Below are 25,910 nucleotides of genomic sequence, written 5' to 3'. Positions count from 1 at the left end.
CCCGTTCCTACAGGCTCTCCTCGTCTTCCGAGGGCAAATCCTCATCCAGATGCAACCAGGGCAACCGGCTGCCCACCCAGATATGCCGGTTGGCTCGCACCCATTCAGGGTGATCCAGCGTCGCCACCGTCACATCGATCGTCTGCGGGCTATGCGTGGTCACCAGCGCCACATGCGCCCCACACTGCCCACAGAAGTAGCGGCTGCAACTGGCTGGCGCCACATAGCAGTTCGGCTCGCCCGTTAACCACTGGAACCCGGAACGGGGCAGGGTAAGCCAGGTGACCACCAGTCCACCGCTGACCCGCCTGCAGATCGAACAATGACAGTGGGCAATGTCCGTCAGGTTGCCCTCCAGCCGATAGCGCACGGCACCACAATGACAGCCACCTTCGGTTACATCCTGCATCACCTACCTCTCGTCACCTTTGCTTCAGCGAAAGCTGGCTGAAAGCTTGCCCTTTTAGGATAGCGCCCACTACCGGCACAAGACCGGTCAGCCAGGGCACCCGGTCAATACCGCGCCCGGCCCAATCAACAACAACAATGGTGATTCTGATGTATTCCTGTGCCCGCCTTTTCGTAGTCCCCCTCCGCATGCTCCCCGCACAGCGCGCTACGCGCTGATACGCCCGAATCGACTGTCCTTTCGCCGCGCCACGCCTGGAGTATTGCCATGCTGACCTTCCTCGGCTTTGCCATGGTCATCACGTTCATGTACCTGATCATGAGCAAGCGCCTGTCGGCCTTGATCGCGCTGATTCTGGTACCGATCCTGTTCGCCCTGTTCGGTGGTTTTTCCGCCAAGATCGGCCCCATGATGCTAGAGGGCATCAGCAAGCTCGCACCTACCGGCGTGATGCTGATGTTCGCCATCCTCTATTTCGCCCTGATGATCGATTCCGGCCTGTTCGACCCGGCCGTGCGCAAGATCCTCAAGCTGGTCAAGGGCGACCCGCTGAAAGTCTCGGTCGGCACCGCTGTACTGGCCCTGGTGGTCTCGCTGGACGGTGACGGCGCCACCACCTACATGATCTGCTGCGCCGCCATGCTGCCGATGTACAGCCGCCTGGGCATGAGCCCGCGGATCATGGCCGGCCTGATCATCCTAGCCGGCGGTGTGATGAACATGACCCCGTGGGGGGGCCCGACCGCGCGTGCTGCCAGCGCCCTGCACGTAGACCCGTCAGACATCTTCGTGCCGATGATCCCGGCCATGCTGTTCGGTGTGCTGGCGATCCTGGCCATTGCCTACATGTATGGCAAGCGCGAACGTGCCCGCCTGGGCGAACTGCATCTGCCTACCGACGACATCGACCACAGCGAAATCACCGTCTCGCAGTACCCGGACGCACGTCGGCCGAAGCTGCTGTACTTCAACGGTGCCCTGACCGCCGCCCTGATGGCCGCGCTGATCGCCGGTGTACTGCCGCTGCCAGTGCTGTTCATGATTGCCTTCAGCATCGCCATGATCGTCAACTACCCCTGCCTGCAACAGCAGAAGGACCGCATCGCCGCCCACGCCGGCAGCGTGCTGGCCGTGACCGGGCTGATCTTCGCCGCCGGCATCTTCACCGGTATCCTGTCCGGCACCGGCATGGTCGACGCCATGTCCAAGAGCCTGCTGGCGGTCATCCCTGAAGCGCTAGGCCCATACCTGGCTGTAATCACCGCGATCGTGAGCATGCCGTTCACCTTCTTCATGTCCAACGACGCGTTCTACTACGGCGTGCTGCCGGTGCTGGCCGAAGCCGCCAGCCACTACGGCATCACCCCCGTGGAAATGGCCCGTGCGTCGATCGTCGGGCAGCCGGTACACCTGCTCAGCCCGCTGGTACCCTCCACCTACCTGCTGGTGGCCCTGGCCGGTATCGAATTCGGCGATCATCAGCGCTTCACGCTCAAGTGGGCAGTGCTGGTATGCCTGTGCATAATGCTCGGCGCACTGCTGATGGGGATTTTCCCGCTGTTCAGTAGTCTTTAATACATCCGTATCACGTACGCGACGCGCCCTGACCGGGGCGCGTTGCCATTACCGCTCGAAGGAAAATACATGGAATGGCTGACCAGCCCGGAAATCTGGGTTGCCTTTTTCACCCTTACCGCGCTTGAGATCGTCCTCGGTATCGACAACATCATCATGATCTCGATTCTGGTCAGCCGCATGCCCAAGCACATGCAGCCACGCACCCGGATCTTCGGCCTGGCCCTGGCCATGGTCACCCGTATCCTGCTGCTGCTGTCGATTACCTGGGTCATGCGCCTTACCGCCGACCTGTTCGTGGTATTCGGCCAAGGCATCTCGGGCCGTGACCTGATTTTGTTCTTCGGTGGCCTGTTCCTGCTGTGGAAGAGCTCGCAGGAGATCTACCACGGCCTGGAAGGCGAGGACGAGAACGCAGAGGAGCCCAAAGGCGCAGGTGGCAAGTTCTTCTACACCATCATCCAGATCGCCATCATCGACATCGTGTTCTCGCTGGACTCGGTGATCACCGCAGTGGGCATGGTGTCCCACGTGCCGGTGATGATCGCCGCCATCGTCGTGGCCGTGCTGGTGATGATGCTGTGCGCCGGCGCCATCAGCAATTTCATCGACAAGCACCCGTCGTTGAAGATGCTCGCGCTGTCGTTCCTGATCGTGGTCGGTACCGTACTGATCGCCGAAGCGTTCGATGTGCATGTGCCGAAGGGCTATGTCTACTTCGCCATGGCCTTCTCGCTGGGGGTGGAAGCCATCAATATACGCATGCGCACCGCCATGGCCCGCAAGGAAGGCAAAGATCATGAACCGGTGAAACTGCGCAAGGACATTCCGGGTCAATAAGGCCAAGGAAGCGCAGTACAGCAAGGGCCCTTCGCGGGGCCCTTTTTCATGCCCGTTTTTTTTCTGTGCGTGATCACTGTGGGGGCTTGCTCGCGAAGCGACCCGCACAGGCAATCATTCATTTCAGATCTGTTTCAAATAAATGACTGCCATGCGAAGCTGGCGACAGCTGGGCAAAACAACTAAAGCTTTGAGTGAGCACTGAAAATTCTTCAAACGCTCACGTTTCATTTCTTGGCCCGATGGGCCTTTGCAACAGGGGGCCTTCGCCATGCTGACCCTGCTCAACCTGCTCTCGGCCGTGACGCTTCTGGTCTGGGGTACCCACATTGTGCGTACCGGCATCCTCCGGGTATTCGGCTCAAACTTGCGGCGCATCATCAGCCAGAACATGGACAAGCGCCCGCTGGCATTCATCGCCGGAATTCTGGTCACGGCCATGGTTCAAAGCAGCAACGCCACGGCCATGTTGGTCACCTCGTTCGTCGGCCAGAGTCTGATGGCCATGACCCCGGCCTTGGCGATCATGCTGGGTGCCGACGTGGGTACCGCACTGATGGCCCGGGTACTGACCTTCGACCTGTCCTGGCTGTCGCCGCTGCTGATCTTCCTTGGCGTGATCTTCTTCCTTTCGCGCAAGCAGACACGGGCCGGCCAACTGGGTCGGGTGGGCATCGGGCTTGGCCTGATCATCCTGGCACTTGAACTTATCGTGCAGGCAGCTGCGCCAATCACCCATGCCCAGGGCGTGAAAGTGCTGTTTGCCTCACTGACCGGCGACATCATGCTCGACGCTCTGGTCGGGGCAATGTTCGCCATGATTTCCTATTCCAGCCTGGCTGCGGTTCTGCTCACCGCAACCCTGGCCGGCGCCGAACTGATCAGCTTGCCGGTAGCCATTGGGCTGGTGGTCGGCGCCAACATCGGCAGCGGGCTGCTGGCTTTCATCAGTACCAGCATGCAGAACGGCGCCGGGCGTCGGGTGGCCTTGGGCAGCTTGCTGTACAAGCTGATCGGCCTGGTGCTGATCATCCCTGTGCTGCACCCGCTGGTGGAATGGATGGACTCGCTGAGTTTCAGCCCTCAGGAACTGGTCATCGGTTTTCACCTGCTCTACAACACGCTGCGCTGTCTGATCATGCTGCCCACCGTCAAACCGATGGGGCGACTGTGCAACGTCCTGCTGCCTGAACGGGAAACCGGCAATGGCCAGATGCGTCCGCGCCACCTCGACGTCTCGGCCTTGGAAACGCCCAGCCTGGCCCTGGCCAACGCCGCCCGCGAGACTTTGCGCCTGGGGGACATCGTCGACAGCCTGCTCGAAGCCATGCTTGGAGCCCTGCGTGGTACCCAGACCGCCTTGCCACAGCAAGTTCGCGCCTTGGGCGAAGACGCCGAAGCCCTGTACAGCGCAATCAAGCTGTACCTGGCGCAGATGTCACGGGAAGACCTCAGCGAGCAGGACAACCGCCGCTGGGCCGAAATCATAGAGCTGGCAATTAACCTCAAACTCGCCTGTGACCTGATCGAACGCATGCTGCGCAAGGTCCAGCAGCAGAAAACCAGCCAGCGCCGGGAATTCTCCCGGGTAGGCCTGGAAGAGCTGTCCGGCCTTCAGGAGCAATTGCTGGCCAACCTGCGCCTGGGCCTGTCAGTGTTCCTCAGTGCAGACCCGGAAAGCGCCCGCTTGCTGCTGCGGGAAAAGCGCCGGTTCCGTGCCCAGGAACGGCGCCTCGCCCACGCCCATGTCAGCCGCCTGCAGCGCAAGGTCGTGCAAAGTATCGAAACCAGTTCGCTACACTTGGAGCTGATCGCCGACATGAAGCGGTTGAACTCTTTGTTCTGTAGCAGTGCCTATGTGGTACTGGGCGGCTCGGACACCGGAGGGCTGATGCTCGACAGTGTGCCCGATGAAGCCCGCCAGCCGTGATTTCTCCTAGCTGAGGACCCTCGCTCGCCCATGCGTTGCCTGATGTTCGTTTGCCTGCTGATCTGCAGCCTGCCCTCGTTCGCCCTCGACCGCTCGCGGGTTGAAGGCTACCTGTTGCCTAATGGTCTGCAGGTCATCCTGAAAAACGGTTACGAACGTGACCATGTGGCGATTCGTCTGGTGGTCGGCGTGGGCCTGGATGATTTCGACTGCGAGCAGAAAGAGCTGCCACACCTGCTTGAGCACCTGTTGTTCAGTGGTATCGACGAAACAGGCGAAGGCGGGCTGGAAGAGCGCTTGCAAGCGCTTGGCGGCGAGTGGAACGCCTATACCAGCAGTGCCGACACCACCTTTGTCATCGAGGCCCCGGCGCGCAACCAGCGTAAGGTCCTCGACCTGCTGTTGGCAGTCATCCGCGATACCCGCATCGACGCCAAGACCTTGGCCACCGCCAAGCGCATCATAGAGCGCGAAGATGGCGGCCACTATGGCCACCTGCAGCGCTGGCTCGATCGCCAGGATATCGGCCACCCCGCCAGCGACCAGTTGGCCACCGAGCTGGGCCTGAAATGCCCGGAGCGCTCCAACCTCGACGACATGACCTTGGCGCAAGTACAGGCTTTGCGTGACCGCTGGTACGCGGCCAACAACATGACCCTGATCATGGTCGGTGGCCTCGACCGCCTGCTTCCGGCCTATCTGGAGCGGTCGTTTGGCGAACTGCCCGCCACTGAACCAGAAGAGCGTCGCAACCTTGAAAGCATCACCCGACAGGCCGAGCAGCGTCGCAACCTGACCCGCGGCTGGCTGGGCGATGGCGTCAAACTGCACTGGCTGTTCATCGAGCCGGTGCTGGACAACGACCACCAAGCCACACTCGACCTGCTGTCGCGCTACCTGGACTGGGCGCTGTACGACCAGCTGCGCCTGCGCAACGAGCTATCCTACGGCCCCTCCGTGCAGCGTGAGAGCTTTGGCGACACCGGCCTGCTCAGCCTCAATGCGGACCTTGAGCGCGATGACATCGACAAGGCCATCAAGGTGATGCAGGGCATGTTCGACCACCTGCGCAAGGAAGGGCTGGACCCGGACACCTTCGCCCGCATCAAGGAAGCCAGCATCGGCAAGGAAAGCTGGAGCACCCAAGGCAACAGTGCCTTGGCCGACTACTACTGGGGGGCGCTGAACGACTATACCGAAGGGCGCTTTGCCAACCCGGTGCGCAAGCTGCGCCAGGTCAGCCTGGAACAGGCCAACGAGGCGCTGAAGGCTCTGCTCAAGGAAGATGGCTATGTGCGCATCGAAAAGCCGTTGCTAGGCTATGACGAGCTTTACGGACTGATGGCCTTGCTTGTAGGGCTGGTCCTGGCGGCGGGGCTGTTGCGCTGGCGGCGGCAAGGGCCTGAACGGCCCAGTGGTGCTACACGGCGGCAGTGAATCGGCGGTATCCTTTTGCCAGTACTTGCCCTTTCGCGGGGTTGCCCGCGCAGAAGCTGGCACAGCCACCTCACTTTTCTGTTGTAGCCCCCAATGCCCCAAATCCCCCATATCGTCCAGCGCATCATCGAACTACTCAAGCGCTACCCCGGCATCATCGCGCTCGGCGGTTTCCTCTCTGGTATCGGCAGCTTCATCCTGGTCGACCGCCAAGCCGGCCTGGCCAGCTGGGTCGCTGTGCTCATGCTGGTCAGCTGGGTCTGGCTGATGCTGGAGAACACCCTCACCGGGCTGTTCGCGCGCACTTTCAACCGCGAGATCCCTCAGCCGCTGTTGCGCTACGCAACGCAGATGATCCACCAGGAAACGCTGTTCTTCGTGCTGCCGTTCTTTTTCATCACAACCACCTGGAACAGCGGTCAGCTGGTCTTCACCGGCTTGCTCGGCGCAGCCGGCCTGGTTTCGATCATCGACCCGCTGTACTACAAGTGGCTGGCACCGCGGCGCTGGCTGTTCCTGGCGCTGCATACCCTGACGTTGTTCGCTGCTCTGCTGACCGCACTCCCGATCATCCTGCACCTGACCACCGCACAAAGCTTCAAGCTGGCCCTGATCGCGGCCATGGTCCTGTCGTTCCCCAGCCTGGCCAGCAGCTTCCCGATCAACAATTGGCGCCGCGCGGTGGCACTGGTGCTGGTTACCCTGTCGGTCGGTGCCGGGGGCTGGCTGCTGCGCTCTTGGGTACCGCCGGCAACCCTGTGGATGACCGAGGTGGCGGTGAGTACCGAAGTGCTGAACCGCCAACCCGGCGACTCACTGGACGAAATTGCTGCCAGCCGCATCCACGGCAGTGGCCTGTATGCCTATACCGCCATCAACGCACCACGCGGCCTGAACGAACGGATCTACCATGTGTGGCAAAAGGACGGCAAGGAGGTCGACCGCATTGCCCTGGACATCCACGGCGGACGCAAGGAAGGCTATCGGGCCTGGACCCACAAGCAGAACTTCCCACCCAACCCGGTAGGCAAGTGGCAGGTGAGGGTGCTGACCGAGGATGGGCAAGTGATCGGCGTGCTGCGCTTCAAGGTGGTCAATGATGCACCAGCGGGTAATTGACACCCTGCCTAGCGCCGGAGCAGCCTTGTGCTGCGAAAGGGTCGGTACAGCACGCCACTTCCGTGGGCGCTCACGACCGCTTCGCAACTCGAGGCTGCTCCAGGTCACTGTTGCCAAGCGTGCACACAGCACATAATCACCAAACAGCCCCTGCCCCCTGCGCTATGATCAGCCCCTAAGCCTTAGCGCCGAGTCAATTGCATGGAGCCTATGACCACCCCCAGCGCCACCCTGGACACCAGCAGCCAACCGGCCTGCCTGCGTATTACCGGTGACTGGACCTTGGCACACTACGCCAACCTCAAGCGCGAGAGCGAGCGCCTGCGCACGCAGTGCGCTGCCGACACCGTCGCCGACCTCAGCCAGCTGGGCCGCCTGGACACCGCCGGCGCTTCGCTGCTGGCCGAACTGCTAGGCTCCGAGCGCCTGTCGCGCTGCACCCACGAACTGCCTGAGGCCAGCCGGGCGCTGCTGAAGAATGTCTACTGCTCGGTCCAGGATTACTGCATCCCGGTCAAGGAGGCCGAGCGCAATGTGCTGTTGCAGCTGCTGGAGCGTATCGGCCGCGCCGTCGGCACGCTCTGGCAGGACAGCATGCAACTGCTTGGTTTCGTCGGTGTGATTCTCGAAACCTTGCTGCGCCGCGCTTTCCAGCCACATCGCTGGCGCTTCACTCCTGTAGTGGCACACATTGAACAGACTGGGCTGGATGCCGCGCCCATCGTTGCGTTGCTGACATTCCTGGTGGGCGCCGTAGTCGCTTTCCTTGGCGCCACGGTGCTGGCCGACTTCGGCGCGACCATTTTTACCGTCGACCTGGTTGCGTTCTCGTTCCTGCGCGAGTTCGCCGTGCTGCTGACAGCCATTCTCATGGCCGGCCGCACTGCCAGCGCGTTCACCGCGCAAATCGGCTCGATGAAGGCCAACGAAGAAATTGACGCCATCCGCACGCTGGGCCTCAACCCCATGGAGCTGCTGGTGGTGCCGCGGGTACTGGCCCTGCTGATTTCGCTACCGTTGCTCACCTTTGTCGCGATGATCTGCGGCATCGTTGGGGGTGCGGTGGTATGCGCCCTGACACTGGATATTTCACCGGCCATGTTCCTGTCGCTGCTGCAAAGCGACATTGGCGTGCAGCACTTCCTGGTAGGCCTGGCCAAGGCACCGTTCTTCGCCTTCCTGATCGCCGCCATCGGCTGCCTGGAAGGCTTCAAGGTCAGCGGCAGCGCCGAGTCGGTGGGGGCACACACGACCTCGGCAGTGGTGCAGTCGATTTTTGTGGTCATCGTGCTGGATGCGGTGGCAGCACTGTTCTTCATGGAGATGGGCTGGTGAGTGGCCAGGATTGCGTAATCGAAGCCCGCGGCATCTGCAACCGCTTCGGCCGCCAGGTGGTACATGAAAACCTTGACCTTGACCTGTACCGTGGCGAAATCCTCGCCGTGGTAGGGGGCTCAGGCAGCGGCAAGTCGGTGCTTCTGCGCAGCATCATTGGCCTGCGCCGCCCCAATCAAGGGCAGATCAAGGTGCTCGGCCAGGACCTGGCCGGCTTGCGCGAAGAACAGCGTTCACTGGTCGAACGGCGCTTTGGCGTGTTGTTCCAGAAGGGCGCGCTGTTCTCTTCGCTGACGGTGACCGAGAACGTGGCCTTGCCGCTGATCGAGCACGCCGGGCTGTCTCGTAGTGATGCCGAGCACCTGGCCGGGGTGAAACTGGCCCTTGCCGGGTTGCCGATCTCGGCTGCCGACAAGTACCCGGCCTCGCTGTCGGGGGGCATGATCAAGCGCGCAGCGCTGGCCCGTGCCTTGGCCCTGGATCCGGACATCCTGTTCCTAGACGAACCCACAGCTGGCCTGGACCCGATCGGTGCGGCAGCATTTGACCAGTTGATCCTTACCCTGCGCGATGCGCTGGGCCTATCGGTGTTCCTGATCACCCACGACCTCGACACCCTGTACACCATCACCGACCGCATCGCGGTGCTGTCGCAAAAGAAGGTCCTGGTGGCCGGCCCGCTGGCCGAGGTCGAGAAGACCAACGACACCTGGATCCAAGAATACTTTCACGGCCCACGCGGGCGCGCAGCCGAACAGGCTGCCACCCGTGCCGGGCAGGAGCGCTGAGCAATGGAAACCCGAGCCCATCACGTCCTCATCGGCCTGATCACCGTTCTGGTGGTGACCGGGGCCATGCTGTTCGGCCTGTGGCTGGCCAAATCCAGTGTCGACGACGCCTTCAAGGATTACGAAGTGGTGTTCAACGAAGCCGTGTCCGGCCTTTCCCCCGGCAGCACGGTGCAGTACAACGGCATCAAGGTGGGCGACGTGTCCACCCTGCGACTGGACCCGAAAGACCCGCGTCGGGTATTGGCACGGGTGCGCCTGAGCGCCGATACCCCCGTGAAGGAAGACACCCAGGCCAAACTGACCCTGGCCGGAGTCACCGGCAACTCGTTCATCCAGCTCAGCGGTGGCACCCCGCAAAGCCCCGAGCTTAAAGGCAAGGACGGCAAGCTGCCGGTGATCATCGCGTCGCCATCGCCAATTTCGCGCCTGCTCAACGACAGCAGCGACCTGGTGACCAACATCAACCTGTTGCTACACAACGCCAACCAGATGTTCTCCGAGGACAACATAGGCCACCTCAGTAACACCCTGGCCAACCTCGACAAGACCACCGGCGCCTTTGCCGGGCAGCACGGCAGCATCGCCGAGGCCATCGCACAGCTGGTGCAGGTGGGCAAGCAGGCCAGCGCCACTCTGGCCGAAACCCAGGCGCTGATGCGCAATGCCAACGGCCTGCTGGCTAGCGAAGGCAAACAGGCGATCGGCAGTGCCGAACAGGCCATGCAGTCACTGGCCCAAAGCACGGCAACCATCAATAACCTGCTCCAGAACAACAGCGAGGCTATTGGTGACGGCGCCCAGAGCCTGAACCAGCTTGCCCCGGCCATTCGTGAACTGCGCGAAACCCTTAACGCACTCAAAGGCATTTCCCGGCAACTGGAGGCCGACCCAAGCGGCTACCTGCTTGGCCGCGACAACAACAAGGAGTTCCAGCCATGAATCCGTCGCTGCGCCTGCTGACCCTGGCGGCCTCGCTGAGCCTGGCCAGTGCCTGCTCGATCCTGCCGAAGAGCGAACCTGTGGACCTTTATCGCCTGCCGGTAAATCAACCTAGCCGCACGGCACCGGCGCTGGACTGGTCATTGCGCCTGAACAAGCCACTGGCCAGTGAAGTGTTGGCGGGGCCAAGGATTGCCGTGATTCCCCAAGGCAATGTGGTGAGCAGCTACAAGGGCGCGCGCTGGAGCGATGCGGCCCCGGTACTGCTGCGCAACCGCTTGCTCGATGGGTTCCAGCGAGAGGGCCAGGTACAGCGCCTGAGCGCCGACGACAGCAACCTGCAGGCTGACTACGAGTTGGCCGGCGAGCTGCAGGCATTTCAGAGTGAATACCGCACAGATGGGGGAGTGGAGGTGGTGATCCGCTATGACGCTCGCTTGGTCCAGGGCCGCAACCAACGCATCCTGGCCAGCAAGCGCTTCGAAATCCGCCAACCGCTGGACGATACACGGGTATCAGCAGTGGTCGCCGGCTTCGGCCAGGCCAGCGACCAACTGGTGGGGCAAGTCGTGAACTGGACCATCACCCAGGCCAATCAGGCACAACTGAAGGTTCAGGCAAAGAACCAATAGCAGACAAAGATCGCCGCGATCACGCCGGACAACTCGGCCAGCAGTGCGCAGCCCACTGCATGGCGCACGCGCTGGATGCCCACGGCACCAAAGTACACCGCCAGCACATAGAAGGTTGTTTCGGTACTGCCCTGGATAGTCGCCGCCAGCAGCGCCGGGAAACTGTCCACGCCGTGGGTCTGCATGGTCTCGATCAGCATCGCCCGTGCAGCGCTGCCAGAGAGCGGTTTGACCAGCGCCGTCGGCAAGCCTTCGACGAAGCGTGTGTCCATGCCCATCCAGTTCACCGCATGGCGAATGCCTTCCAAGGCCAGCTCAAGGGCACCTGACGCGCGTAGCACACCTACCGCCACCAACATCGCCACCAGGTAGGGCAACAGGTTCCTGGCCACGTCAAAGCCTTCCTTGGCGCCTTCGACAAAAGCTTCATATACCTGCACGCGTCTCAGGGCACCGATTACCAGGAACAGCGTGATCACGCCAAACAACGTGAGGTTGCCCAGCACTGACGACAGACTTGCCAGCGCTGCCGCCGACAATGTGCCAAGAAAAGCCATGAAGCCACCCAGCAGCAAGGCGCCGGGAATGAAGTAGGCGAGCACGACCGGGTCCCACAGGCGCAAGCGCTGCATCACTGCCACCGACAGCAGGCCAACCAATGTCGAGACGCTGGTAGCCAACAAGATTGGCAGGAACACCATGGCCGGATCTGCCGCACCTTGCTGGGCCCGATACATGAAGATGGTCACCGGCAGCAGGGTCAACGACGAGGCGTTGAGCACCAGAAACAGAATCTGCGCATTGCTTGCCGTAGTGCTGCTGGGGTTCAGCTCCTGTAGCGCGCGCATGGCCTTCAGGCCTATCGGCGTGGCGGCATTGTCCAGGCCCAGGCCGTTGGCAGCGAAGTTCATGGTGATCAGGCCCAGGGCCGGGTGGCCGGGTGGTACCTCCGGCATCAGACGGGCAAACAACGGGCCCAGCACCTTGGCCAACCATTCGACGATGCCGGCCTTTTCGGCGATTTTGAGAAAGCCCAGCCATAGGGTCAGCGTGCCGAACAACAACACCATTACCTCGACCGACAGCTTGGCCATGGCGAAGATGCTTTCGACCATTGCAGCGAAGATGCCAGCGTTGCCACCTACCAGCCATTGGGCCAGGGCGGACACCGCCGCCACCAGGAAAAAGCCGAGCCAAAGGCCGTTGAGCATCCGTATGTTCCCCCTGAAAAGTGCCCGAATAATAGCGTATCGCAGCCTGTGACTGGGGATCGCGAGCCTTTGCAGGCGCGGCTCAAGATCTCGCAGATAATAAAAAGCCCCGACAAGTCGGGGCTCTTGGTCAAACAGCCATCAGGCTCAGCGCTTGGCGGTTTCGCCAACCACTACAGCTTCCCGCTTCGCGGCCATCAGCGAGGCATAGTACTTCTCGCCCTTGGCCGCATCGTACATGCCTTCCCAGCGAGCAATGACCAACGCAGCCAAGGCGTTGCCCACAACGTTCAGCGCAGTCCGGGCCATGTCCATGATGCGGTCCACACCGGCGATGAAGGCCAGGCCTTCCAGCGGGATGCCCACGCTGCCCAGGGTGGCCAGCAGTACCACGAACGATACGCCCGGCACACCAGCGATACCTTTGGAGGTGACCATCAGGGTCAGTACCAGCAGCAGCTGCTGGCTCCAAGACAGGTCGATACCGTACAGCTGGGCGATGAAGATCGCCGCGATGCTCTGGTACAGAGTAGAACCGTCGAGGTTGAACGAGTAGCCGGTCGGTACCACGAACGAGCAGATCGACTTTGGCGCACCGTACTTCTCCATCTTCTCGATCACCCGCGGCAGCACGGTTTCCGAACTGGAGGTGGAGTAGGCCAGGATCAGCTCATCTTTCATGATGCGCATGATCTTGATCACCGAGAAGCCGAACAGGCGGGCAACCAGGCCCAGCACCATGAAGGCGAAGAAGGCGATGGCGAAGTACACCAGCACCACCAGCTTGGCCAGCGGCAGCAGCGAGCTGAAACCGAAGTTGGCCACGGTCACGGCAATCAGTGCGAACACACCGATCGGAGCGTAGTTCATGATCATGTGAGTGACCTTGAACATGGTTTCCGAAACGGCCTGGAAGGTACGAACCAGCGGGTCACGCAGCTCTGCCTGCAGGCTCGACAAGCCCAGGCCGAACATCACCGAGAAGAAGATGATCGGCAGCATTTCGCCACGCATCAGCGCTGCGAAGATGTTCGACGGGATCAGGTTGAGCAGGGTTTCGATGAACGCGTGCTCATGCTGTACTTCAGCCGCTGTCGCCTGGTACTTGGAGATGTCCACAGTGCCCAGGGTGCTCATGTCGATGCCGGCGCCCGGGTGGAACAGGTTGGCCAGCACCAGGCCTACGACGATGGCGATCGTGGTCACCACTTCGAAGTAGATGATGGTCTTCAGGCCGATGCTGCCCAGTTTCTTCGCGTCGCCAACACCGGCGATACCCACGATCAGCGACGAAATCACGATCGGGACGACGATCATCTTGATCAGGCGGATGAAGATGTCACCAGCGGGCTGAAGGACGTTGCTGATCCACCATGCCTTTTCTGCACTGAAATGATTCAGTAGCGCGCCGATTGCAACACCCAGAACCAGACCGATAACGATCTGCCAGGCGAGGCTCAGTTTTGCCTTCTTCATGTCTTTACCCTTTGTTTTAGTGGTCATGGCACCTGGCGCAAGCACGCGTAACAGAGCCATAGGCAAGGTCACGGGCAGTAAAGGCTTCACGTCAGGCGACGTCATGTAAGGACACCGCAGGCGAGCGACAAGGCGCTCTGGCCAGCGAAAAAGGCGGCAACTATTGCGACGGCAAGGGGCGAAAGCTAATGCCTGAAACGCATGACCCATGCCGTTCACGCATACTGTTTTCGACCTAGCCGGCAGCTTCGCAAGTGCTTGATTTATAACATTCGGAATCCCGAACAAGACCAACCCGCCATTTTTCGGCAGATTTGGCGGTGCAGATAGGACACGAAAGATGGCCTGTTCGACAATCCGAATGGCAGAAATGCCACTTGTAGAAGCGCCGAGAAGTCCGAAAAAAAATTGATGTACGGTCGAGACAAAATGTGTCTCAGGGGAAAAAACGCGCAAGGGAAGCGACGTTTCCTACATGGCTCCTCGGAAGTCAGGTCTGGCAAGGCATCCCTGTGACACCGCCGACCTGAGACTTCCGATTTCGCCTTTCCTGACCCGGCCCATTACTGGAGGCACTCCCTGTACCCCTAGGCCTCTCCGATCCTGGAACAATCAGAGCAGCCCGGCCCCTTGGTCATGTGCTACCCCTCCTCGGGGCGGCGCATCATAGAAGGCTGAACTATAGAAAGCTTCAGCTTCTATTACGTGACAGTGAGTGACCTTTCATCCGTACCGGCAATAAATGCTCAGTACCAGTTCGGGTCACGCTTGAGCTGCTCCTGCAGCATTGCCTTCATGCCGTCGTCAGGTTTGCCCAGCCAGCGGTACTGCGCATGACGGGTGGGCGACTTGTCGCTCGGCAAACCTTCGGGCACCTCCACGAGCATCCCGTAGGCATCATCCTTGTCCCAGCTGAACGCCACGATCAGCCGCTTATAGGTGCAATTGTCCTGCTTTTCGCACAGCGGACCGACCAAGTACTTGTCGCCGTCTTCCGTGACTGCAGACATCTGCTGCTGGGCACTGCCGGTCAGATTGAGCACCCACTCGGGCAGGCGTTCCTCGCCTTCGATGGTGTCCTGCCAGGTTTCCCGGTACTCCGGGTCCGAGCCGAGCAGTTGGTCGACCCGAAACTGGCCGTCATTGGCCGCCATGGCCGCCGCGCTGCCGCCCAGCAACAGGGCAGCAGCCACGGCTGAACGAAGCTTCCTGCTCATCTTCTTCAACCTCGTCCGCGGCCAAAGAAGAAGGAGGCTACAAACAACACCAGGAAGACAATGAACAGGATCTTGGCGATACCTGTCGCAGCGCCCGCGATACCACCGAAGCCCAGTACGGCGGCGACAATGGCGATGATGAGAAAAGTGATAGCCCAACTCAGCATGGTAGTTCTCCTTTCTTTTTGCGGAATCGATCCGGCCGCCAGGTCAGAAAACCCAACGTTCCTGGGGAACAACTTTTTCCAGGGTGGCCGGTGAGGCAATGGCCTGGCCAGTTGGCTGGGAGTCAGCGGCCTTGACCAAGGTGTTGGCACGAGTTGCCTGAATCTGCGTCAACAGGGCAGTCTGAGCGGCGACCTGCTCAGCCAGACGCGCCGTCTGCAAGCTGTAATAGAAGAGGCCAGCGGCCAAGGTGAGCAGCATCGCCATGCCGAGTGTCAGCATCTGGCGCAATGGCAGTGCGGCGCTCTGCGAGCGGTTGACGGATTGGCGGTTCATGCTGGCTCCTCCTGCTGTAATTTTTGTTCAAACCTGAACAGGTAATTGCAGCCTGCATGCCAGCCTTTTGATTTAAATAAAATCCTTATAAATCAATAACTTATAAAACATGCAAGCACACCACAAGGACGTATCCTGCACGATGACGCCCGTGTGGTCGTGCGAATTGCACGATCAGCCTTCAACCTTGGTTGCCACCTTCAGCAGGTCAGCATCCACTCCCCGTACACCGATGATCTGTCGGGCGATCTCCACAGCGATGGTTTTCTGCTCCGCGCTAACCACCTCGCCCGAGAGCCGCACCAAGCCTGCTTCGCTGGCCACTTTCAGGTTCAGGCCATCGAGGTTGCGACTGAAGCGATAGCTGGTCTGGATCTTGTCGATGATCCAGCTGTCGCTTGGTTGCGGCCCGGTTGGCGCCCCCGCCGGTGTTTCCCGCGCCTTGACCATGGCGGCGCTATCTAGGCTGACCAGGTTGTTGACCAAATACACGCCGTCGGTGGTACGCGCTATCACGCCCGCCAGTTCCTTGGCTTCAGCACTGTCGACCTTGCCACGCAACGTCACCACACCTTCACTGCTTTGTACTTCTATAGGTGCCTTTTCGGTGGTGCGGCTCCATAACAGACGAGCACGAATCACCGCTGCCAGGGTCACGTCCTCCAGGCGCTGGGCGTAAGCACGCAGCTCCTGCGGGCGCTCCACCAGTTGGGCATTTAGCTGCAGCCGGTTTTCCACCTGCTCGATGCCACGGGTAGCACGGGCCACGTCTCCGGCCAACTGCCGCTCGACCTCGTTCTCCACCTCACCGGAAAGCCGCGCCTGCTTGCCGTCCACTTCAACCTTGATACGAAATGAATCAAGCATGCGGTTCATTGACAAAGCGGTTTGCAGGGCGCCTTCCAGGCGGGCGTCCTGCACAGGGTCGGCGAATGCCGGGGTAACTATTGGCAGCAGGGTGGCGACCAAAACGGCTGTACGCAGGGAAAAGGGCATGACAGTGCCTCCTTCGTGGGCAAAATCTGAAAATCATCGCAACCAATGTGCCAGCGCGTGTCTCTAAGCAAATCATTGAAGAATCACGGCCTGTAAACATCGTTTGGCCATTGGCTAGCGTGCAAAGGACAGAATCCTTCAGAATTGACCATGCAACTTGCCCGATTTTTCCCACACTAAATAAAGATCTTTCCCTAAGGAGCACAGGAAATGGAATCAGCCCAGGACAACCAAGGCCGCATTCTGCTGGTGGATGACGAGTCCGCGATCCTGCGCACCTTCCGCTACTGCCTGGAAGACGAGGGCTACAGCGTGGCCACCGCCAACAGCGCCGCACAGGCGGAAACCCTGCTGCAGCGCCAGGTGTTCGATCTGTGCTTCCTCGATTTGCGCCTGGGTGAAGACAATGGCCTCGATGTGCTTGCACAGATGCGCATCCAGGCCCCGTGGATGCGGGTGGTGATCGTCACCGCGCACTCGGCGATCGACACCGCAGTAGACGCCATACAGGCCGGCGCTGCCGACTACCTGGTCAAACCGTGCAGCCCCGACCAGTTGCGCCTGGCCACCGCCAAGCAACTGGAGGTGCGCCAGCTTTCTGCGCGCCTGGAAGCCTTGGAAGGTGAAGTACGCAAGCCCAAGGACGGCCTGGATTCCCATAGCCCGGCCATGATGTCGGTGCTTGAAACTGCCCGCCAAGTCGCCATCACCGACGCCAACATCCTCATCCTTGGCGAATCGGGTACCGGCAAGGGCGAGCTGGCTCGGGCCATCCATGGCTGGAGCAAGCGTGCACGCAAAGCCTGTGTGACCATCAACTGCCCGTCGCTTAACGCCGAGCTGATGGAAAGCGAGCTATTCGGCCATACCCGCGGCGCCTTCACCGGCGCCAGCGAAAGCACCCTGGGACGGGTGAACCAGGCTGACGGGGGCACACTATTCCTCGACGAGATCGGCGATTTCCCGCTGACCTTGCAGCCCAAACTGCTGCGTTTCATCCAGGACAAGGAATACGAACGCGTCGGAGACCCGGTTACCCGACGTGCCGATGTGCGTATCCTGGCTGCCACCAACCTCAACCTCGAAGAGATGGTGCGCGAAAGCCGCTTCCGCGAAGACCTGCTATATCGCTTGAACGTGATTACCCTGCACCTGCCCCCGCTGCGCGAGCGCAGCGAAGACATCCTCATCCTGGCCGACCGCTTCCTCGCCCGTTTCGTCAAGGAGTACTCCCGACCCGCGCGCGGTTTCAGTGACGAGGCGCGCACCGCCCTGCTCAACTACCGCTGGCCTGGCAACATTCGCGAACTGCGCAACGTAGTGGAACGGGCCAGCATCATCTGCCCGCAGGAACGCGTGGAAATCAGCCACCTGGGCATGGGTGAACAACCCGCCGGCAATGCCCCACGCGTAGGTGCGGCGCTTAGCCTGGATGAGCTGGAACGTGCCCATATCGGTGCCGTACTGGCTGCCAGCGATACCCTCGACCAAGCCGCCAAGACCTTGGGCATCGATGCTTCTACCCTGTACCGCAAGCGCAAGCAGTACAACCTATGAAGTGGCCGCCCATGAAGCTGCGCACGCGGCTTTTCCTCAGCATCTCGGCGCTCGTCACCGTGGCGTTGCTAGGGCTGTTGCTGGGCCTGGTCAGCATGCTGCAGATGGCGACAGTGCAACAGCGACTGGTGCGTGATACCACCCACGTCCTGGAGGTGGGGCTTAAGCTGCGCCAGAACCTGGGCGAACAGCTGATGCTTATTCTCGATGAGGACACTGCCCCGGAAAGCCTGCGGCTGCTGCAGGAAAACTTCCAGGACCTGCTCAACCAGGGGCTGGAGCAAGGCGGTGAGCGCACGGGTTTCAGCAAGGCCAGCAGCAATTACCAGGCCTTCCTCCAGACCTATCGCGGCAGCGCCACACCCGCTCGCAGCATGGGTGCCGATCAGCCGCTAGGGGCCGCGTTCAACCAGGTGCGCACCGACCTCATCGATTCTCACAAACAGGCACTGGACCAGATTACCCGTAGCGAGGAACGCACCCGTGACCGTGCCTTGCTGGTCAGTGGTGTACTCGGCCTGATGGGGCTGGTGGTGCTGGTACTGGGCTTTATCACCGCGCACAACATCGCCCGGCGTATCGGCCAGCCGATCGAAGCCTTGGCCAAGGCGGCCGACCAACTGGGCAAGGGCAATTTCGACGTTACCTTGCCTGTCACCCAGGCCGCCGAGCTTAACCAGCTGACCCGCAGCTTTGGTCTGATGGCCGATGCCTTGCGCAAGCACCAGGCCACCAACGTTGACGAGCTGCTGGCCGGCCAGCAGCGACTACAGGCCGTACTCGACAGCATCGACGACGGCCTGCTGATCATCGACCGCCAGGGTCGCCTCGAGCACCTCAACCCAGTGGCGCAGCGCCAGCTGGCCTGGAATGACAGCCGCGTGGGCAGCAGCCTGGTCGAAGCCTTGCAGCGACCCGAGCTTGAGCAACAACTACGCCAGGTTCTGCGCGGGGGCAGCCTCGACCGCCCACCGGACGACCTGAACATGGAGGTCGATGAAGAGTCACGTCTACTCACCTACAGCCTGACCCCGGTCAGCCACCCGCAGGGGCCAATCCTCGGCGCGGTGATGGTCCTGCACGATGTGACCGAGCAAAGGGCATTCGAACGGGTGCGCAGCGAATTCGTGCTGCGCGCATCCCACGAACTGCGTACCCCGGTGACCGGCATGCACATGGCCTTCGGCCTGCTGCGCGAGCGGGTCAAGTTCCCGCCCGAGGCCCGCGAGTACGACCTGCTGGAGACCATCGGCGAAGAAATGCAGCGCCTGACCCAACTGATCAACGACCTGCTCAACTTCTCCCGTTATCAGAGCGGGTTGCAAAAGCTCGAGCTGGCCCCCTGTGCCATCGACGAACTGCTGGAGCACGCGCAATTGCGTTTTGCCGAACAGGCTGCGCACAAGCAGATCGAGCTGATAAAGGAACTGGACCTGCCGCTACCGCGCATCCAGGCCGACGTCGCCCAGCTGGACCGTGTGCTGGACAACCTGCTGCACAACGCCATTCGCCATACCGCCAACGGCGGGCGCATACGCCTGCATGCCCGACGGCACGCAGAACGGGTGATCATCAGCGTCGAGGACAACGGCGAGGGCATTTCCTATGGGCAGCAAGGCCGTATCTTCGAGCCTTTCGTGCAGGTAGGGCGCAAGAAAGGCGGCGCTGGGCTGGGGCTGGCGCTGTGCAAGGAGATTGTGCAGCTGCACGGAGGTCGCATGGGCGTGTTTTCCCGGCCGGGGCAGGGGACCCAGTTCTACATGGCACTGCCGGTCTGACTGCTTTACCGCGCCTACAGCCGCCGCGGCAGGTGTCCGCGAGTCACCAACTCGGCAAACTGCCGGGCGTTCAACGGCCGGGCAAACAGCCAGCCCTGGCCATAATTGACCCCCTCGCTGTTCAGCAGCTCCGCTTGGTCCTCGAACTCAATACCTTCGGCAATTACCCGCAGGTGCAAGTCATGGGCCATGCGGATGATATGTGGGGCCACACCGCTACTGGCGGCATCGTGGCCCAAAGCGTCGATGAATGCCTTGTCGATCTTCAGGCAGTCCACTGGCAGGGTTTGCAGGTAGGCCAGGCTGCAATAACCGGTACCGAAATCGTCAATCAGCACCTGGTGCCCCACAGCGCGCAGCGCCTGCAGGTTGTCACGGGCGACCACCACGTCGATCAGGCCGCGCTCGGTCACCTCGAAGGCAATCTGGCTGGGTGCCACTCGATGCAAGGCCAACAAGCGCGCCGCCACCCGGCCAATACGTGGCACCATGACATCGCAGGCCGCCAGGTTTATCGATATGTATAGCTTGGGGTGCGAGCGCAGTAGCTGTCCTAGCTGTTCAAGCACACGCTGCAGGACAAAGTCGGTGATCTGGCGAATCTGCCCGGTATTTTCCGCCAGCGGGATGAACAGGTCCGGGCTGGTCAGGGTGCCGTCCGGGCGACGCCAGCGCACCAAGGCCTCGGCGCCCACACAGCGCCGGCTGTCGAGCTCGATGATTGGCTGGTAGAGCACCTGCAGCTCTCCACGACGCAAGGCATTCTGCAACTCTGAGCTCATCGACCGCCGTTGCAAAATCAACTGGAGTACCAACCAACCGATGCAGCAGGCCGCCAGCACGCTACCGGGGAACAGCAACCAGAGCATGCCGTTCATCCTCAGCGGCAGACTGGCCCTGGGGGCGATCAACACCAACTGGTAATCCGGCGACTTGGTCGGCATTCGGTAGATCAGCCGGTCGCTGAGTTCCAGTAGCGACTTGTGGCTGGTCGACCAGGCCGAGGGCGGTGGCCAAACCTGTGGCGGGCCGAGCACCGGAATGGCCCGGGCGCCGTTGTCCAGCACCACCACCAGGCTGCCGCCCGGGGGCAGGTCCACCACATCGGTCAAATGCCCACGGGAGGTGGAAACCAGAAACTTGCCACGGCCCAGCATCAGTGCTGCCAGGTTCTCGTTCGGCTCGGTGGTGGTGTTAAGCCAGTAGCTGTACGTCGGCCCCTGGATATCTGGCGCCCGCAGGGGAACGAACGCTCGCTCATCACCGCGGTTGGAGCAGGCAACATTGCCATCCACATAAGCCGCTTCATAGATGAACCGCGAGTTCAGGCCAACTTGCTGCAAGGCTGCCAGCATCGCCGGGCTGCAGCCGCGCAAGGGTTGGGCCTGCAACAAGTCGACCCCTTCGCGCAACTGGCCGAACACCTGTTCGAGCCGGTCCAGAAAACGCTCGCCCTGGGCATTCATCTGTTCGCTTTCGCTTTGCTTCATTTGTTGCAGGGCAATGCCGATGCTGGCAGAGAGCAACACCGCGGCGCTGGCCAGCGCTGCCAAAGTGGCCAGCATCCAGGGACGGTAAAAAATTTGGCGCAGCAAGGCGAAGAAGGCTGACATCAAAGGCATCCAGTTGATAACAAAGGTATAGCAACTGAATCGATAATCACCCTCACCGTTTGGCGCTTCGCTGCAATCCACCCACACTCTTTATAGAAGCAGCCTTGTGGCTGCGGTGAGACCGTTAAAGTCAATACAATTGCGTCGACTAAAAACGCCTCTTCGCAGCGCAAGGCTGCTGCAACAAGTACCCCGCCCGCCGTGACTCAACGCATGCGATTAAGTACCTGCAGCATCGCCGCTGTCTGCGCATCCGGCATACCGTCGAAACGCTGCGGGCGGAAGCGCATCTGGAACGCGGCGATCACATGGCGTGTGGCTACATCCAGCACGCCGGTCTGATTGATCTGATAGCCAAACCGTGCCAGCTCCTGCTGGTACCAGCCAACGCTTGGCGGGTTGACGCTGAAGTAGGCCTGCTGCCGTGCCACGGCGCTGGCATCCGGCCAGACACCCAGCCCGGCATCGGCCAGGCGCTTCCACGGGAACAATGGTCCCGGGTCCAGCTTGCGCAGCGGGGCGATGTCACTGTGGCCGATGATATGGCGTGGTTCGATGTTGTTGCGTTTGACAATGTCCTTGAGCAGCGCGATCAGCGACTGGATCTGCGCCTCGCTGTAAGGGTGCCAGACCCGGCCGTTCGGGGTGTCGGTGAAGCCCGGGTTGACGATTTCGATACCAATGGACGAAGAGTTCAGCCAGGTGCGCCCCTGCCACTGGCTATCACCGGCATGCCAGGCACGACGGTTTTCATCCACCAGTTGATACACCGTGGCCGGGCCATCGCCGATCAGATAATGGCTGCTGACCTCACCATGGGTAAGCAGCGCCAGGGACCGCTCCAGCGAAGCATTGGTGTAATGCAGGACAACGAACTGGATGCGGTTGTCCTGATTGGCAGAAGGATGACTGCGGTCGATGCGCAGGCCCGTCGAGCAACCGGCGACAGACAACAGCAATAAGGAAATCAGGTTTTTTTTTAGCGTGGAAAGCACGTCAGTGGCCTCAGCGTATGAGCGCTACAGTATAACGTGCTCAACTGCGCTGCGCCTGCCGAGGAGACGGCGGCTGGCTAGCCCTGCTCGACGCGATTACGCCCTTGCTCCTTTGCCCGGTACAGCGCTGCATCGGCTCGTTTGAGCACCTGGTCGCTGCGATCGCCAGAACGGAACGCGCCCAGGCCAATGGAGGTGGTGATCACCACCCGCTCACCCTTGAAGTGGAATGGGCAGGCTTCGACTGTGGCGCGCAACCCCTCGGCCATTTGCGCGGCGACTGCCGGCGTGGTCTGCGGCAGCAGCAGGACGAATTCCTCGCCGCCAAAACGGGCAATGAAATCACGGCCCCGTAGACGCTTGCGCAACTGGTCGGCAACGATCTTGAGGACCTTGTCCCCAGCCAGATGCCCATAGTTGTCGTTGATGCGCTTGAAATGGTCCAGGTCAAGAATCGCCATCGCCAGGTGGCCGCCGTTTTCCTTCCAGTCGAGCATTTCGCGTTCCACTCGCTCGCTCCAGGCCGCACGGTTGGGCAGGCCGGTGAGCGGGTCCAGCAGGGCTTTCTGGCGCTGCTCTTCCAGGTGCTCGCGATAGCCAAGCGCCTCATGCTCCATACTCGCCACCCGCTCCGACAAGCCTTGCAGGCGACCGGCCAGTTCCTGCTCGCGGCGGTCACGCTCGTGCTTGTGCGCGTCCATGGTCACCAGCAAACCTTCCAGACGGTTTTCCAGAATGTGCTTGAGGCTTTCTACATCGGCGGCACCTTGCACACTGCTCTGCAGGCCGTCGACGTGCTCACGCAGTTGGCTATCCAGCTCGCGGGCAGCGGTACTGTTGTCCGCGTGGCCGGCGCTGGCCTCGTGCAGATGGCTCTGGAAACCTTCCAGACGTTCATTGAGCTGCTGCAGGTAGGTTTCGAATTCGTGCTGGCCGCTGTCGGTGATCGCCAGCATGAGTACTGCCAAGTCATCCAGCACCGGGATCAGCTCATACCAGTTCAAGCCGCGGGCAACCCGCTCGCGCATTTCCAGCGCCTGAGCCTTGTGTCGCTCGGGTAGGCTGAGGTCATCGAGCAGACCGATCAGGGTCTGCTCGATGTGCGCGGCAACCTGGCTGTAAGGCGGCTCCACTGCGTAGGGCAGTGCATAGGGGCCGTCTTCACCAAAGGTTTCTTCAAGAGCTTGTAAGGGTTCTGCCTCAGCCAACGGCTCGCTGGCGGCAACTGCAGCATCCGCCACTGGCGCCTTATCCTGTGGCAAAGGGGCTGGCGGTATTTCGGCCGTTTCGATCAGCGCCGGGCCAAATGCCTCCAGCTCAAGCTCGGGCGCTTCGGCTACCTCGGCAGCCAGAGCAGCAGGGGCCGGCAGCGGTTGTAGCGCATCGACGTCATCGGGCCGCAAGGGCTCGGTACTGCCGGCTGTATGGGGCACAATCTCGGCAGCAGGCAACGCTACCGGCGCAAGCGCTGCTCCTGCCTGTGCATCTTCCTCGCGGCTTCCGAACAACCGCTGCAGAAAACCTGGTCGGGCTTCTTCACCCGGCTTGCCAAGGGCCGACAGCGCGCGCCCCTGCAAGCCGCTCAACTCGCTCAACAGCGGCGGTAGCTCGCGTGACTGGGCAACCCCACCGTCAAGCTTCTTCGCCAGCTTTTTCAATGACCGCGAGATATCGCTGGGTAGCGGGAGGCCTTGCAGTTGGCCAACCAGTGCGGTCAGCGCATCGCTGACCTGATTCATGCGGGTCTCGCGACGCTGTTCGGAGTCCAGTACCGCTTTCTCAAGGCGCGGAATCAAGCCGGCGAGGCCGGCGTCCATGTTGCGGCTGCGAATGACGTCGCGCATTTCTTTCATGCACTCGTCTACCACCTTGTCGCTGCCTTCAGCAGCCAGGGTGCTGCGCACCAGGCCCCGACGCAGCAGGTCAAGACGGGCATCCCAACGGCGTTCGAGCTTTTCTTGCTGCTCGATGCTTTTAAGGTATTTTTCTTTCCAGCGCTCAGCGTCTTCAGTCATGCCCGGGTCCGCAAACGGTGATGGCAATTAGCTCAAAACCGGCAGCGTATCCACAGTCAATGCATCAGGCAATCGAATCTCGACTGCAACGGGAAGGTGGTCCGAAATTGGCTGCGCCAGCACCTCGACACGCTCCAGCGTGAGGCTTGAACTGAGCAGAATATGATCAAGACAACGCTGCGGTCGCCAACTGGGGAAGGTGGCCTCGACTTGTGGGGCGACCAGCCCCAGGTCGCGCAGCGGCGAGTGCTCCAGCAGGTCGGTAGCGTGGGTGTTCATATCCCCCATCAGCACCTGGTGACGATAACCGCCAATCAGCTCGCGGATATAACCCAGCTGCAGGGCGCGGGTCTTGGCCCCCAATGCCAGGTGCATCATCACCACTATCAGCGCATCGTCGCCTTCGCCAAACCGCACCAGGATCGCTCCACGCCCGGCCGGGCCAGGCAACGGATGGTCTTCGAGCAGTTGCGGTTTCAGGCGGCTGAGCACGCCGTTGCTGTGCTGGGCAAAACGCCCAAGATTGCGGTTGAGCTGCTGATACCAATAGGGGAAAGCCCCCAAGTGGGCCAAGTGTTCGACCTGGTTGACGTAGCCCGAGCGCAGGCTGCCACCATCGGCTTCCTGCAGGGCCACCAGGTCGAAGTCGCCCAACAGCCTGCCGATCTTCTGCAGGTTGCCGGCACGCCCGTTATGCGGCAGCAGGTGCTGCCAGCTACGCGTCAGGTAATGGCGGTAGCGCTCGGTGCTTATGCCCACCTGGATGTTGAAACTGAGCAGCCGCAGGCGGCCATCCTCAGGCAGGCCCGGGGCCTGCAGGTGATGTTCGTTGACCTGCGGCTCGTGCAGGCCAATGCCACGCGTAGCTCTGAAGCGGGGCATGGGTTATGCCGCCTACTTGGCGGCGCGCTCCTTGTCGATCAGCTGGTCGGCGACATTCAGCACGCCTTCCGGTCCGCCGGCAGTACCCAGGTCGAAGCGGTACTTACCGTTGACGACCAGGCTCGGTACGCCAGTGATTTCATACTTCTTCGCCAGTTCCTTGGCCTGTTTGACCTGGCCCTTGATGGCGAACGAGTCGAAGGTGGCGAGGAACTTGTCCTTGTCCACGCCTTGAGTGGCGAGGAAGTCGGCCATGTCGTTCTTGTCGGTCAGGCGTTTGTGCTGGTTCTGAATGGCATCGAACACCGCAGCATGCACCTTGTGCTCGACGCCCATGGCTTCTAGGGTCAGGAACATCTGGCCGTGTGCATCCCACGGGCCACCGAACATGGCCGGTACGCGCTTGAAGTTGACGTCCTTGGGCAGCTTTTCAGCCCAAGGATTGATGGTCGGCTCGAAGTGGTAGCAGTGCGGGCAGCCGTACCAGAACAGCTCGACGACTTCGATCTTGCCGGGCACGGAAACCGGAACAGGGTTGCTCAGCTCGATGTATTCCTTGCCAGCAACAGGCTCGGCGGCCTGAACGGCAGTCATACCGAATACGCTGGCGGCGACCAGCGCAGCGCTGAGAATCAGTTTACGCATGCTTTACTCCTGAGCAG

Annotated in this window: 23 protein-coding genes; 11 read left to right on the top strand and 12 right to left on the bottom strand. The window is 61.2% G+C overall.

Translation table 11 applies throughout. The annotated features are described in order from the left end of the window. Positions 1 to 7 precede the first annotated feature (7 nt). Entirely contained in the window at positions 8 to 409 is a 402-nt protein-coding gene (locus tag ACF8RA_RS18435) for a GFA family protein (protein ID WP_176683036.1), read from the bottom strand. 267 nt (positions 410 to 676) lie between these two features. On the opposite strand from ACF8RA_RS18435, the gene ACF8RA_RS18430 reads away from it, so the two are divergent. From ACF8RA_RS18430 to ACF8RA_RS18390, 9 genes are all read left to right on the top strand, one after another. After that, positions 677 to 1,984: a CitMHS family transporter gene (locus tag ACF8RA_RS18430; RefSeq protein WP_176683035.1), complete on the top strand. Its 1,308-nt coding sequence runs from the start codon at positions 677 to 679 to the stop codon at positions 1,982 to 1,984. Positions 1,985 to 2,053: 69 nt separating this feature from the next. Continuing rightward, positions 2,054 to 2,824: a TerC family protein gene (locus ACF8RA_RS18425; protein WP_176683034.1), complete on the top strand. Its 771-nt coding sequence runs from the start codon at positions 2,054 to 2,056 to the stop codon at positions 2,822 to 2,824. A 271-nt stretch (positions 2,825 to 3,095) separates the two neighbouring features. Continuing rightward, positions 3,096 to 4,754, top strand: a complete 1,659-nt coding sequence (locus ACF8RA_RS18420) for a Na/Pi cotransporter family protein (RefSeq protein WP_392519411.1) — start codon at positions 3,096 to 3,098, stop codon at positions 4,752 to 4,754. A gap of 30 nt (positions 4,755 to 4,784) precedes the next feature. Then, positions 4,785 to 6,191 (top strand): pitrilysin family protein, encoded by a 1,407-nt coding sequence (locus ACF8RA_RS18415; protein ID WP_176683032.1) that lies wholly within the window; start codon positions 4,785 to 4,787, stop codon positions 6,189 to 6,191. 93 nt (positions 6,192 to 6,284) lie between these two features. Next, entirely contained in the window at positions 6,285 to 7,310 is a 1,026-nt protein-coding gene (locus tag ACF8RA_RS18410) for a DUF5924 family protein (RefSeq protein WP_176683031.1), read from the top strand. A 201-nt stretch (positions 7,311 to 7,511) separates the two neighbouring features. After that, complete coding sequence (locus ACF8RA_RS18405) at positions 7,512 to 8,645, top strand: ABC transporter permease (protein ID WP_176683030.1); 1,134 nt, start codon at positions 7,512 to 7,514, stop codon at positions 8,643 to 8,645. Then, the gene (locus ACF8RA_RS18400) at positions 8,642 to 9,433 is read left to right on the top strand and encodes an ABC transporter ATP-binding protein (protein WP_176683029.1); all 792 of its coding nucleotides are present in this window, start codon (positions 8,642 to 8,644) and stop codon (positions 9,431 to 9,433) included. Before ACF8RA_RS18405 ends, ACF8RA_RS18400 begins: the two co-directional genes overlap by 4 nt. Positions 9,434 to 9,436: 3 nt before the next feature. Continuing rightward, entirely contained in the window at positions 9,437 to 10,375 is a 939-nt protein-coding gene (locus ACF8RA_RS18395) for an MlaD family protein (protein ID WP_176683028.1), read from the top strand. After that, positions 10,372 to 11,007 (top strand): ABC-type transport auxiliary lipoprotein family protein, encoded by a 636-nt coding sequence (locus ACF8RA_RS18390; RefSeq protein ID WP_176683027.1) that lies wholly within the window; start codon positions 10,372 to 10,374, stop codon positions 11,005 to 11,007. The genes ACF8RA_RS18395 and ACF8RA_RS18390 overlap by 4 nt, the downstream gene beginning before the upstream one ends. Here ACF8RA_RS18390 and ACF8RA_RS18385 read toward each other — a convergent pair. The 6 genes from ACF8RA_RS18385 to ACF8RA_RS18360 form a co-directional block, all read right to left on the bottom strand. After that, positions 10,989 to 12,218 (bottom strand): nucleoside recognition domain-containing protein, encoded by a 1,230-nt coding sequence (locus ACF8RA_RS18385; protein ID WP_176683026.1) that lies wholly within the window; start codon positions 12,216 to 12,218, stop codon positions 10,989 to 10,991. The two genes, ACF8RA_RS18390 and ACF8RA_RS18385, sit on opposite strands and share 19 nt — an antisense overlap. A gap of 147 nt (positions 12,219 to 12,365) precedes the next feature. After that, positions 12,366 to 13,694, bottom strand: coding sequence for a glutamate/aspartate:proton symporter GltP (gene gltP / locus ACF8RA_RS18380; protein ID WP_176683025.1), 1,329 nt, complete (start codon positions 13,692 to 13,694; stop codon positions 12,366 to 12,368). A gap of 746 nt (positions 13,695 to 14,440) precedes the next feature. Then, entirely contained in the window at positions 14,441 to 14,911 is a 471-nt protein-coding gene (locus ACF8RA_RS18375) for an inhibitor of vertebrate lysozyme family protein (protein WP_176683024.1), read from the bottom strand. 5 nt (positions 14,912 to 14,916) lie between these two features. Further along, a complete protein-coding gene (locus tag ACF8RA_RS18370) occupies positions 14,917 to 15,078 on the bottom strand; it encodes a DUF1328 domain-containing protein (RefSeq protein ID WP_003252966.1) in 162 nt (53 codons plus the stop codon). A 43-nt stretch (positions 15,079 to 15,121) separates the two neighbouring features. Continuing rightward, positions 15,122 to 15,412 carry a hypothetical protein gene (locus ACF8RA_RS18365; RefSeq protein ID WP_176683023.1) on the bottom strand — a complete coding sequence of 97 codons (291 nt, stop codon included), beginning with the start codon at positions 15,410 to 15,412 and terminating at the stop codon, positions 15,122 to 15,124. A 174-nt stretch (positions 15,413 to 15,586) separates the two neighbouring features. Continuing rightward, complete coding sequence (locus ACF8RA_RS18360; RefSeq protein ID WP_392460504.1) at positions 15,587 to 16,408, bottom strand: BON domain-containing protein; 822 nt, start codon at positions 16,406 to 16,408, stop codon at positions 15,587 to 15,589. Between the two features lie 210 nt (positions 16,409 to 16,618). Between ACF8RA_RS18360 and algB the strand changes: the two genes are divergently transcribed. Together algB and ACF8RA_RS18350 are read left to right on the top strand one after the other, a co-directional pair. Then, entirely contained in the window at positions 16,619 to 17,965 is a 1,347-nt protein-coding gene (algB, locus tag ACF8RA_RS18355) for a sigma-54-dependent response regulator transcription factor AlgB (protein ID WP_176683021.1), read from the top strand. Further along, positions 17,962 to 19,743: a KinB sensor domain-containing domain gene (locus tag ACF8RA_RS18350; protein WP_392460502.1), complete on the top strand. Its 1,782-nt coding sequence runs from the start codon at positions 17,962 to 17,964 to the stop codon at positions 19,741 to 19,743. Before algB ends, ACF8RA_RS18350 begins: the two co-directional genes overlap by 4 nt. 14 nt (positions 19,744 to 19,757) lie before the next feature. Here ACF8RA_RS18350 and ACF8RA_RS18345 read toward each other — a convergent pair whose 3' ends face one another. The 5 genes from ACF8RA_RS18345 to dsbA all read right to left on the bottom strand — a co-directional run bounded on the left by ACF8RA_RS18345 (position 19,758) and on the right by dsbA (position 25,893). After that, a complete protein-coding gene (locus tag ACF8RA_RS18345; RefSeq protein ID WP_392460501.1) occupies positions 19,758 to 21,356 on the bottom strand; it encodes an EAL domain-containing protein in 1,599 nt (532 codons plus the stop codon). 206 nt (positions 21,357 to 21,562) lie between these two features. Then, a complete protein-coding gene (locus tag ACF8RA_RS18340; RefSeq protein ID WP_392519410.1) occupies positions 21,563 to 22,351 on the bottom strand; it encodes an N-acetylmuramoyl-L-alanine amidase in 789 nt (262 codons plus the stop codon). Positions 22,352 to 22,428: 77 nt separating this feature from the next. Continuing rightward, positions 22,429 to 24,366, bottom strand: coding sequence for a GGDEF domain-containing protein (locus ACF8RA_RS18335; RefSeq protein ID WP_392519409.1), 1,938 nt, complete (start codon positions 24,364 to 24,366; stop codon positions 22,429 to 22,431). Positions 24,367 to 24,393: 27 nt separating this feature from the next. Further along, positions 24,394 to 25,248, bottom strand: a complete 855-nt coding sequence (locus ACF8RA_RS18330; protein WP_103443600.1) for an endonuclease/exonuclease/phosphatase family protein — start codon at positions 25,246 to 25,248, stop codon at positions 24,394 to 24,396. Between the two features lie 12 nt (positions 25,249 to 25,260). After that, on the bottom strand, positions 25,261 to 25,893 hold the full coding sequence (dsbA, locus tag ACF8RA_RS18325; protein WP_020191156.1) for a thiol:disulfide interchange protein DsbA: 633 nt from the start codon (positions 25,891 to 25,893) through the stop codon (positions 25,261 to 25,263). Positions 25,894 to 25,910 lie beyond the last annotated feature (17 nt).

The organism is Pseudomonas sp. FYR_5, assembly GCF_043106315.1.
GTDB lineage: Bacteria > Pseudomonadota > Gammaproteobacteria > Pseudomonadales > Pseudomonadaceae > Aquipseudomonas > Aquipseudomonas putida_Y.
Note: the sequence above shows the minus strand (reverse complement) of the source record. Positions and strands in the feature narration are given on the sequence as shown.

What these genes read in the sequence shown, in the direction of transcription:
- ACF8RA_RS18435 (WP_176683036.1), bottom strand. Translation starts at nt 409, where the DNA reads ATGCAGGATGTAACCGAAGGTGGCTGTCATTGTGGTGCCGTGCGCTAT.
- ACF8RA_RS18430 (WP_176683035.1), top strand. Translation starts at nt 677, where the DNA reads ATGCTGACCTTCCTCGGCTTTGCCATGGTCATCACGTTCATGTACCTG.
- ACF8RA_RS18425 (WP_176683034.1), top strand. Translation starts at nt 2,054, where the DNA reads ATGGAATGGCTGACCAGCCCGGAAATCTGGGTTGCCTTTTTCACCCTT.
- ACF8RA_RS18420 (WP_392519411.1), top strand. Translation starts at nt 3,096, where the DNA reads ATGCTGACCCTGCTCAACCTGCTCTCGGCCGTGACGCTTCTGGTCTGG.
- ACF8RA_RS18415 (WP_176683032.1), top strand. Translation starts at nt 4,785, where the DNA reads ATGCGTTGCCTGATGTTCGTTTGCCTGCTGATCTGCAGCCTGCCCTCG.
- ACF8RA_RS18410 (WP_176683031.1), top strand. Translation starts at nt 6,285, where the DNA reads ATGCCCCAAATCCCCCATATCGTCCAGCGCATCATCGAACTACTCAAG.
- ACF8RA_RS18405 (WP_176683030.1), top strand. Translation starts at nt 7,512, where the DNA reads ATGGAGCCTATGACCACCCCCAGCGCCACCCTGGACACCAGCAGCCAA.
- ACF8RA_RS18395 (WP_176683028.1), top strand. Translation starts at nt 9,437, where the DNA reads ATGGAAACCCGAGCCCATCACGTCCTCATCGGCCTGATCACCGTTCTG.
- ACF8RA_RS18390 (WP_176683027.1), top strand. Translation starts at nt 10,372, where the DNA reads ATGAATCCGTCGCTGCGCCTGCTGACCCTGGCGGCCTCGCTGAGCCTG.
- ACF8RA_RS18385 (WP_176683026.1), bottom strand. Translation starts at nt 12,218, where the DNA reads ATGCTCAACGGCCTTTGGCTCGGCTTTTTCCTGGTGGCGGCGGTGTCC.
- gltP (WP_176683025.1), bottom strand. Translation starts at nt 13,694, where the DNA reads ATGAAGAAGGCAAAACTGAGCCTCGCCTGGCAGATCGTTATCGGTCTG.
- ACF8RA_RS18375 (WP_176683024.1), bottom strand. Translation starts at nt 14,911, where the DNA reads ATGAGCAGGAAGCTTCGTTCAGCCGTGGCTGCTGCCCTGTTGCTGGGC.
- ACF8RA_RS18370 (WP_003252966.1), bottom strand. Translation starts at nt 15,078, where the DNA reads ATGCTGAGTTGGGCTATCACTTTTCTCATCATCGCCATTGTCGCCGCC.
- ACF8RA_RS18365 (WP_176683023.1), bottom strand. Translation starts at nt 15,412, where the DNA reads ATGAACCGCCAATCCGTCAACCGCTCGCAGAGCGCCGCACTGCCATTG.
- ACF8RA_RS18360 (WP_392460504.1), bottom strand. Translation starts at nt 16,408, where the DNA reads ATGCCCTTTTCCCTGCGTACAGCCGTTTTGGTCGCCACCCTGCTGCCA.
- algB (WP_176683021.1), top strand. Translation starts at nt 16,619, where the DNA reads ATGGAATCAGCCCAGGACAACCAAGGCCGCATTCTGCTGGTGGATGAC.
- ACF8RA_RS18350 (WP_392460502.1), top strand. Translation starts at nt 17,962, where the DNA reads ATGAAGTGGCCGCCCATGAAGCTGCGCACGCGGCTTTTCCTCAGCATC.
- ACF8RA_RS18345 (WP_392460501.1), bottom strand. Translation starts at nt 21,356, where the DNA reads ATGTCAGCCTTCTTCGCCTTGCTGCGCCAAATTTTTTACCGTCCCTGG.
- ACF8RA_RS18335 (WP_392519409.1), bottom strand. Translation starts at nt 24,366, where the DNA reads ATGACTGAAGACGCTGAGCGCTGGAAAGAAAAATACCTTAAAAGCATC.
- ACF8RA_RS18330 (WP_103443600.1), bottom strand. Translation starts at nt 25,248, where the DNA reads ATGCCCCGCTTCAGAGCTACGCGTGGCATTGGCCTGCACGAGCCGCAG.
- dsbA (WP_020191156.1), bottom strand. Translation starts at nt 25,893, where the DNA reads ATGCGTAAACTGATTCTCAGCGCTGCGCTGGTCGCCGCCAGCGTATTC.